This is a genomic window from Dietzia sp. SLG310A2-38A2, assembly GCF_014145095.1.
Lineage (GTDB): Bacteria > Actinomycetota > Actinomycetes > Mycobacteriales > Mycobacteriaceae > Dietzia.
The window spans coordinates 1-7,312 of the sequence record NZ_JAALDX010000416.1; the positions used below are offsets into that span (position 1 = coordinate 1).

The following is a 7,312-nucleotide window of genomic DNA, read 5'->3' on the forward strand; positions in this document are numbered from 1 at the left end:
TGCCGACGGGCCTGGCGGAGATCGAGGTGCGGCCCTACGCGGTCCCGATGCACCGGGTGATCCCGGGACTGGACCCCCAGCCGCATCGGATCGGGGTGGCCCTGATGAACCCCGTCGGCCGTGGTCACCTGCGGGAGGGGATCTCCGAGGGCGACAGCCTGCGGGTGGTGCTGGCCGACGACCCCCGCGACGCCTCCGCGCTCGACGAGGCCGCCGGGGTGGTCGCGGACCGCCTGGGGATCTCCGGTGGTGGGCCGCGGCCGGCGCCCGTCCCGTCGACCTCGCAGCACCTCGCGGGGTCGGCGCAGATCGGCGAGGTGGTCGACGACTCCGGCCGAGTCTTGGGCTGCGAGGGTGTGCGGGTGGCCGACGCCTCGGTGTTCCCGGTCCTGCCGCGGTGCGGCCCCTATCTCTCCGTCCTCGCGGTGGCCGAGGACCTCGCCGCGCGGGTGATCGCCGGGAACTCGTGGTAGAACCGATATGAGAACACGTTCCACCGCCGAGGTGGGAGTGCGGGCGGAAGGGTCACCATGACGAGTAGCGAGATCGAGACCCGGACGGCCGGACCCCGGCCGTTCACGCTCGCCGGTGCGGCCGGGATGCTCGTCGGCGACGTGTGGGAGCCGCTCGGTGATGCGGATCCGGTCGACGAGATCCTCATGCTGCACGGCGGGGCGCAGACCCGGAACTCGTGGAACCGCGCCGCCCGACGACTCGCGACCGAGGGGTACCGCGTCACGACGATGGACGCGCGGGGGCACGGGGACAGCGACTGGGCGGACGACGGGGACTACGACATCCACCGCATGGTCGATGATCTCGAGTTGATCGTCGCCGCCCGCTTTCCCGGCCGACTGCCGGTGCTCGTGGGCGCCTCGCTCGGGGGGTTGACCGGACTGCTGGCGCTGGGGACCGCCAAGCCCGTCGCCCGGGCGCTGGTGCTGGTGGACGTCACTCCGAAGATCGAGGCGAAGGGCGTCCAGCGGATCGGGGAGTTCATGCGGTCGGGGCTCGACGGGTTCGCGGACCTGGAGGCGGCCGCGGATGCGATCGCCGCCTACCAGCCGGATCGTCAGCGCCCGTCGAACCTCGACGGGCTTCGCAAGAATCTCCGCCAGAAGGGCGACGGCCGGTGGTACTGGCACTGGGACCCGCGCTTCGTCGCCGGCGCCACCGGGGACAACGCCGAGATCGGGAACGACTACTTCGAGGGGATCGTGCCTCACGTCAGCGAGCCGACCATGCTCATCAGGGGGTCGCGATCGGACATCGTCAGTGACGACTCGGTGGCCCACCTGCTGCGCCACCTGCCGCACGCGTACACCCACGAGGTGGCGGACGCCGGTCACATGGTGGCCGGTGACGACAACGCGGTGTTCCTGGACCAACTCGAGTGGTTCCTGGCGGAGATCCTCGGATCCCCGCCCCGCTCGGGGGCGCAGGGGGAATAACCCCGATCGGGCGACGTTGTTCCTCACTGCACGATCTTGAATACCCACACGGGTATGGTCCGTGCGAGAAGGTCGTCGCAGGCGCGGGCTGTCCGTAGGCTGGCGACGAGAGACGACGGGACGAGAGTCGCCCCGTCCCGCTAGGAGGGCATTCGTATGACCACCGTCGACATCACGACCGCCGACTTCGAGAAGACCGTCACCGACAACGACATCGTCCTGGTGGACTTCTGGGCCGAGTGGTGTGGCCCCTGCAAGGCCTTCGGGCCGGTGTTCGAGAAGGTCTCCGGCAAGAACCCCGAGCTGACCTTCGCGAAGGTCGACACCGACGCGGAGCAGCAGCTGGGCGCGATGCTGCAGATCCAGTCGATCCCCACGCTCATGGCGTTCCGCGAGGGCATCGCCGTGTTCCGTCACTCCGGTGCGATCCCGGAGCAGGCGCTCGACGACCTGGTCGAGCAGATCAAGGGACTGGACATGGACGAGGTACGCAAGGCTGTCGAAGAGGCCCAGGCACAGCAGGGCGACGCCCAGGCCTGAGTCGGGCCGCTCCCTCCGGCGCGCACGCGCGTAGAAATTGGAACAGGTTCTCGATTCGCCGATCCGCGGTGTACCGATGCGGATATCGTGATGAGAACACGTTCCAGTGACGGGATCACCCCGTCGCGCCCGGAGGGAGTCGAATGAAGACCAAGGCCGCCATCGCCCGAGAGCTGGGCAAGCCGTTCGAGATCGTGGAGGCCGAGCTCGACGGCCCCCACTTCGGCGAGGTGCTCGTCAAGTGGAAGGTCGCCGGACTCTGCCATTCGGACCTCCACATCCGGACCGGTGACCTCCCGGGCCGGCTCCCCATCGTGGTCGGACACGAGGGGGCGGGAGTGGTCGAGGCGGTCGGCCCGGGCGTGACCCACGTCAAGGCCGGTGACCATGTGGTGGGGTCGTTCATCCCGGCGTGCGGGAAGTGTCCCGCCTGTGCGCGGGGGATGTCCAACCTGTGCGATGGCGGCCTCAACGGGACGATCGGCGAGATGGCCGACGGTCGGTACCCGTTCGCTCTCGAGAACGGTGAGACCGCGGGTGCGATGTGCACCCTCGGTACGTTCTCCCAGTACACCGTGGCCAACATGAACTCGGTGGTCAAGGTTCAGGACTGGATTCCGTTTGAGGTCGCCGCGCTGGTCGGCTGCGGTGTCACCACCGGCTGGGGCTCGTCCGTGTACTCGGCCGACGTCAAGGCCGGCGACACCGTCGTCGTCTTCGGTGTCGGCGGTATCGGGATCAACGCGGTGCAGGGCGCCAGGCACGCCGGCGCCCGGTTCATCCTCGCCATCGACACGGACGAGTCGAAGCTGGCCAAGGCCAAGGAGTTCGGCGCCACCCACGTCTACTCGGACGTGGAGCAGGCCAAAGCCGAGCTCCCGGGTCTGACCTGGGGCCTCATGGCGGAGAAGGCCATCATCACGATCGGCGTCGCCGACGCCAAGGTGACCTCTGACGCGGTCGACATGGTGGGTAAGCGGGGCGTCGTGGTCCTCACGTCGATGGGCGGTCTGGACAACCAGTCCATCAACCTCACCGGCCTGTTCGTCTCGCAGTACGAGAAGACCATCAAGGGCTCGCTCTTCGGCTCGGCGAACGCGTTCCACGACATCCCGAACCTCCTCCGGTTGTGGGACGAGAAGCAGATCATGCTCGACGAGCTCGTCACCCACCGCTTCACCCTCGACCAGATCAACGAGGGGTACGAGATCATGGAGGCCGGCGGCGACGGCATGGTCCGCGGGATCATCGTCCACGACGACTGACCCTTCCGGCTCTGCCGGCACGACCGGCGCTGCAGGCGAGACCGCAGCAACCGTGGGCCCCGGATCCCCTCGAGAGGGGTGGACCGGGGCCCTCGCCGTATCCCCGACTGGACACCGATACCCCCACGGGTACACTGGAGTCCTGGATCGACACCCGTATCCGCGAGAGAGCAGGAGGGCCCGAGATGGCTGACGACGAGGCGAGGACGCAGGTGCTCAACCGGCTGCGCCGTGCGCGGGGACAGCTCAACGCGGTGATCGACATGGTCGAGCAGGAGCGCCCCTGCAAGGAGGTCGTCACGCAGCTGGCGGCGGTCTCCAAGGCGCTGGACCGCGCCGGGTTCAAGATCATCAGCACCAACATCCAGGAGTGCCTGGCCGGCGACGGCGAGTCCGGCGAGGACGGGATCACTGTCGCCGAGTTGGAGAAGCTCTTCCTCTCGCTCGCCTGACCGCTGGCCGGAGCCGTGGGATGCTGGCCCCGGAACGCGGAGACACCACCCGACCACAGACGTGAGGACTGCGACATGGACGTCGGAATCGGTACGTACACGGCGATGGGATTCGACGAGGCGGTGGAGGCGACCCGCGAGGCGCTCGCCGAACGCGGCTTCGGGATACTCCACGAGATCGATCTCACGGCCACACTCAAGAAGAAGATCGACAAAGACATCGAGCGTGTCCTGATCCTCGGGGCGTGTAACCCCGGGTTCGCCGGTGAGGCGTTCGACGTGAGCAAGGAGGTCGCTCTGCTGCTGCCCTGCAACGTCGTGGTCCGCGAGTCGTCCGGGGGCTGCGTCATCGAGGCACAGAACCCGGCGCTGCTGGCACAGGTCATCTCGGGCGGTCTGCAGGACATGGCCGACGACTTGTCCGCGCAGATGCGGTCAATGATGAAGGACCTCACCCGCTGAGTAGCCTGGGGGCATGACCCAGGAGCCGTACACCGACCCGCGGGCCCTCGCTCAGCAGAGACTGGAGGCGATGGTGGGGCGGGGAGAGCTGTCCCTCGCCGAGTTCTCGGACCGAGCCGCCAGGATCTGGTCCGCGACCTGCCCCGCCGAGCTGGAGGTGGCCCTGAGCGGACTGCCGCTGGGTCCCGCCGCGGGGCCCGGTCCGGCTCCGGCTCACCCGCCGGCCATCCGGCAACCCGGGGCGATCACCGTCGACGAGAGCCAGAAGAAGACCTCGGTCTTCGACACGCTCAAGCGGGAAGGCCGGTGGTCCCTCCCTGACGACTACCGGCTGACTTCCTGGATGGGCGAGATCTACCTCGACGCCCGTGAGGCAGTGGTCGATCGACCGCGCACCCACATCCAGCTCGACCTGTGGGCTGCCAACGCCAAGATCCTGCTCCCCCCGGGCGTCTCGGTCGCTGTGACCGGCAACCGGACGTGGTCCGAGCTCAAGATCGACGAGGGGCGTTACGACATCCGTGGTGGACCACACCTGGACTTCGAGATCAACGGCTTCATGGCCGGTGTGAAGATCAAGATCCTCGCGGCGGGGGAGCGGATCCCCAAGACCTGGAAGTGGTTCTAGGAGGGTCGACTGCGCCGCCGCCACACCGTGTGCCGGTGCCGGACCTCGTCGTCGTGCCCGTCGACGCGGCTCCGCGGATCGGTGATCCACTCGCCGACCTCGACCCTCTCCCACGTCCCGTCCAGCTCCGGGGCCAGCACGGTCCCAGGGGCGTCCGCGTCGATCTCGGTGACCAGGCACTCGTCCGCCGCACCGAGCGCGGCGGCGTAGATCTGTCCGCCGCCCATCACCGCCGCGTCCGGGCCGGCCGACGCCAGCGCCTCGGTCACCGATGTCGCGCGCTCGACGCCCTCGGCCGACCATCGGGCGTCCCGGGTGCACACGATATTGCGTCGGCCGGGCAGCGGCCGGAAGCGGGCAGGGATCGAGTCCCAGGTGGCCCGTCCCATCACCACGGGGCGCCCGGTGGTGGCCTGCTTGAAGTACGCCAGGTCCTCCGGGATGTACCAGGGCATGTCACGGCCGTCGCCGATCACCCCGCCGCGGGCCTGCGCCCACACCATCCGCACCGCCACAGTCGTCGCCTTCCGGCTCAGACCGCGACCGGGGCCTTGATGCCCGGGTGATGGCTGTAACCGACCACGTCGAAGTCCTCGAAGCGGTAGTCGAAGATCGAGTCCGCCCGGCGCAGGCGCAGCTCCGGGTAGGGGTAGGCCTCGCGGGCCAGCTGCGTCCGCACCTGATCGACATGGTTGTCGTAGATGTGGCAGTCGCCCCCGGTCCAGACGAACTCGCCCACCTCGAGCCCGACCTGCTGCGCCACCATGTGGGTGAGCAGCGAGTAGGAGGCGATGTTGAACGGCACCCCCAGGAAGAGGTCGGCGCTGCGCTGGTAGAGCTGGCAGCTCAGCTTGCCGTCGGCCACGTAGAACTGGAACAGCAGGTGACAGGGCGGCAGGGCCATGTCCGTCAGTTCGCCCACGTTCCACGCGGAGACGATGTTGCGCCGCGAATCCGGGTCGGACCGGAGCAGGTCGACCGACGCCGCGATCTGGTCGATGTGCCGACCGTCAGGGGTGGGCCAGGAGCGCCACTGCACCCCGTAGACGGGTCCGAGCTCGCCGCGCTCGTCGGCCCACTCGTCCCAGATGCTCACGCCGTTCTCGCGCAACCAGCCCACGTTGGAGTCGCCGCGCAGGAACCACAGCAGTTCGTAGGCCACCGACTTGAAGTGGACGCGCTTGGTGGTGACCAGGGGGAATCCCGCCGCCAGGTCGTAGCGCAGCTGGTGGCCGAACACGCTCCGGGTGCCCGTTCCCGTGCGGTCGGCCTTGGGCGTGCCCTGCTCCAGGACGAGTCGGAGCAGGTCCTCGTACGGGGTGGGGACGGTCATGACCGGCAGTCTACGTTCGAGTCGCCTGGGCGGCCTGCGCGGCCAGGATCTTCTCGGTGAGCTCGGGGCGACAGATCAGGACGTCCGGGGAGTGGGTGTCGGGCTTGTTGAACAGGATGGGCGTCCCGTCGAGCCGGGAGGCGTGCAACCCCGCGGCGAGGGCGACGCCCACCGGCGCCGCCTGGTCCCACTCGTCCTGCCCCCCGGCGTGGAGGTAGGCGTCCGCGTCGCCGAGCAGGACCGACAGCATCTTGGCACCGGCGGAGCCCATGGGCCGCACCTCGAGGCCGACCGCGTCCGCCACCTGCAGCGCCCCGGGCGGCGGGTTGTTGCGGCTGATGACCATGGTTCCCGAGTGGGGGCCGTCCACGTGGTCGACCTGGTCCGAGCGGAAGACGCGTCCCGAGTCGGGGAGCCCGACTGAGGCGACGGTGGGGTGACCGTCGACGACGAGCGCGACGTGGACCGACCAGTCCGAGCGGCCCGTGGAGAACTCCTTGGTGCCGTCGATCACGTCGATGATCCAGACGCGGGACTTCTCCAGCCTGCTGAGGTCATCGGAGACCCCCTCGGAGAGGGTGCCGTCGTCCGGGCGGTGCACGGCCAGCACCTCGTCGGTCCAGTTCTGCGCGACCTCGTTGGCGACGCGTGCGAGCGAGCGCCCGCGGAGCAGCCCCCCGGCGCGCGTGCCCCGGACGATGTCCCCGATCCCCGTGGCGAGGAAACAGGCGAGGTCGTCGTCGTCGAGTTCGCGCATGCTGTCGCTGTGCATGCTCACAGTCTTGCGCATGCCGACACTCTACGGAGGTGGGGTGTAGTTCGGAACGATGTCGGAGGCGTGCGACATCATGAGTTCATGTCCGACGCACTGGAGCGGTTCCACCCGGCCACAGCCTCGTGGTTCCGTGGGGCGTTCGACCGGCCCACCCCCGCGCAGGAGGGGGCGTGGGCGTCCCTGGCGAGCGGCGCCCACACGCTCGTCGTGGCCCCCACGGGGTCGGGCAAGACCCTGTCGGCGTTCCTGGACTCGCTCGACCGGCTGATGTTGAACGGTGCGGGCGGCCGGGACGGCAGCAGTGACGGCGCGGACGCGCCCTCGCCCGGCACCCGCGTCCTGTACATCTCCCCGCTCAAGGCGCTGGCCGTGGACGTCGAGCGCAATCTCCGGGCGCCGCTCGCCA

Annotated in this window: 11 protein-coding genes; 8 read left to right on the forward strand and 3 right to left on the reverse strand. The window is 69.2% G+C overall.

From position 1 onward, the window contains the following. The 7 genes from G6027_RS14110 to G6027_RS14140 form a co-directional block, all read left to right on the forward strand. Nucleotides 1-473: GMC oxidoreductase (locus G6027_RS14110; protein ID WP_241727140.1), on the forward strand; the 473-nt coding region annotated here is incomplete at its 5' end. Nucleotides 474-530: 57 nt separating this feature from the next. After that, nucleotides 531-1,451, forward strand: a complete 921-nt coding sequence (locus G6027_RS14115) for an alpha/beta hydrolase (RefSeq protein WP_182637720.1) — start codon at nucleotides 531-533, stop codon at nucleotides 1,449-1,451. 156 nt (nucleotides 1,452-1,607) lie between these two features. After that, entirely contained in the window at nucleotides 1,608-1,991 is a 384-nt protein-coding gene (trxA, locus tag G6027_RS14120; RefSeq protein ID WP_017836247.1) for a thioredoxin, read from the forward strand. A gap of 143 nt (nucleotides 1,992-2,134) precedes the next feature. Further along, nucleotides 2,135-3,256 carry an NDMA-dependent alcohol dehydrogenase gene (locus G6027_RS14125; protein ID WP_182637721.1) on the forward strand — a complete coding sequence of 374 codons (1,122 nt, stop codon included), beginning with the start codon at nucleotides 2,135-2,137 and terminating at the stop codon, nucleotides 3,254-3,256. Nucleotides 3,257-3,441: 185 nt separating this feature from the next. Next, nucleotides 3,442-3,708 (forward strand): metal-sensitive transcriptional regulator, encoded by a 267-nt coding sequence (locus tag G6027_RS14130; RefSeq protein WP_182637722.1) that lies wholly within the window; start codon nucleotides 3,442-3,444, stop codon nucleotides 3,706-3,708. Between the two features lie 75 nt (nucleotides 3,709-3,783). Then, nucleotides 3,784-4,170 (forward strand): DUF302 domain-containing protein, encoded by a 387-nt coding sequence (locus tag G6027_RS14135; protein WP_182637723.1) that lies wholly within the window; start codon nucleotides 3,784-3,786, stop codon nucleotides 4,168-4,170. Nucleotides 4,171-4,183: 13 nt separating this feature from the next. Then, a complete protein-coding gene (locus tag G6027_RS14140; RefSeq protein ID WP_182637724.1) occupies nucleotides 4,184-4,798 on the forward strand; it encodes a DUF1707 domain-containing protein in 615 nt (204 codons plus the stop codon). On the opposite strand, the gene G6027_RS14145 is transcribed toward G6027_RS14140, so the two are convergent. From G6027_RS14145 to G6027_RS14155, 3 genes are read right to left on the reverse strand one after another with little or no spacing between them, the layout of a single operon-like run. After that, nucleotides 4,795-5,313 (reverse strand): dihydrofolate reductase, encoded by a 519-nt coding sequence (locus tag G6027_RS14145; RefSeq protein ID WP_346995747.1) that lies wholly within the window; start codon nucleotides 5,311-5,313, stop codon nucleotides 4,795-4,797. The genes G6027_RS14140 and G6027_RS14145 overlap by 4 nt on opposite strands. A gap of 17 nt (nucleotides 5,314-5,330) precedes the next feature. Continuing rightward, on the reverse strand, nucleotides 5,331-6,131 hold the full coding sequence (locus G6027_RS14150) for a thymidylate synthase (protein WP_182637725.1): 801 nt from the start codon (nucleotides 6,129-6,131) through the stop codon (nucleotides 5,331-5,333). Between the two features lie 10 nt (nucleotides 6,132-6,141). Further along, nucleotides 6,142-6,888 carry an inositol monophosphatase family protein gene (locus G6027_RS14155; protein WP_182637728.1) on the reverse strand — a complete coding sequence of 249 codons (747 nt, stop codon included), beginning with the start codon at nucleotides 6,886-6,888 and terminating at the stop codon, nucleotides 6,142-6,144. Between the two features lie 99 nt (nucleotides 6,889-6,987). On the opposite strand from G6027_RS14155, the gene G6027_RS14160 reads away from it, so the two are divergent. After that, nucleotides 6,988-7,312: DEAD/DEAH box helicase (locus G6027_RS14160; protein WP_182637726.1), on the forward strand; the 325-nt coding region annotated here is incomplete at its 3' end.

Coding starts and splice junctions, on each gene's coding strand:
- G6027_RS14115 (WP_182637720.1), top strand. CDS start 531: ATGACGAGTAGCGAGATCGAGACCCGGACGGCCGGACCCCGGCCGTTC.
- trxA (WP_017836247.1), top strand. CDS start 1,608: ATGACCACCGTCGACATCACGACCGCCGACTTCGAGAAGACCGTCACC.
- G6027_RS14125 (WP_182637721.1), top strand. CDS start 2,135: ATGAAGACCAAGGCCGCCATCGCCCGAGAGCTGGGCAAGCCGTTCGAG.
- G6027_RS14130 (WP_182637722.1), top strand. CDS start 3,442: ATGGCTGACGACGAGGCGAGGACGCAGGTGCTCAACCGGCTGCGCCGT.
- G6027_RS14135 (WP_182637723.1), top strand. CDS start 3,784: ATGGACGTCGGAATCGGTACGTACACGGCGATGGGATTCGACGAGGCG.
- G6027_RS14140 (WP_182637724.1), top strand. CDS start 4,184: ATGACCCAGGAGCCGTACACCGACCCGCGGGCCCTCGCTCAGCAGAGA.
- G6027_RS14150 (WP_182637725.1), bottom strand. CDS start 6,131: ATGACCGTCCCCACCCCGTACGAGGACCTGCTCCGACTCGTCCTGGAG.
- G6027_RS14155 (WP_182637728.1), bottom strand. CDS start 6,888: ATGCGCGAACTCGACGACGACGACCTCGCCTGTTTCCTCGCCACGGGG.